This window comes from Halomonas sp. AOP30-A1-24 (genome assembly GCF_052378165.1).
Taxonomy (GTDB): Bacteria; Pseudomonadota; Gammaproteobacteria; order Pseudomonadales; family Halomonadaceae; genus Vreelandella; species Vreelandella citrativorans.
This window is the reverse complement of sequence record NZ_JBQSXL010000118.1, coordinates 1-222: the sequence shown is the minus strand read 5'-3', so window position 1 is coordinate 222 and position 222 is coordinate 1. Positions and strand designations below refer to the sequence as shown.

1 protein-coding gene is annotated in these 222 nt (G+C 45.0%); it reads left to right on the top strand.

Annotated elements, in window-relative coordinates:
- A partial coding sequence (locus ACT3TJ_RS18120; RefSeq protein ID WP_193086012.1) for a transposase occupies positions 1-214 on the top strand: 214 nt, incomplete at its 5' end.
- Positions 215-222 lie beyond the last annotated feature (8 nt).

The following is a 222-nucleotide window of genomic DNA, read 5'->3' as shown; positions in this document are numbered from 1 at the left end:
CAGGAGAAAAATAGTAGAATGGATGTCGCATCGTGTGCATTTGATCTACCTATCAGCTTACTCGCCAGAGCTGAATCTAATTGAGATTTTATGGAAGCAGATGAAGTACGCATGGTTGCCGTTAAGCGCCTATCTTTCGTTTGACCGCCTCTGCAATGAGGTTCATCGCCTACTCGGCGGCTATGGAGTTTTGCACGCGATTAATTTTGAATAGGCACTTAC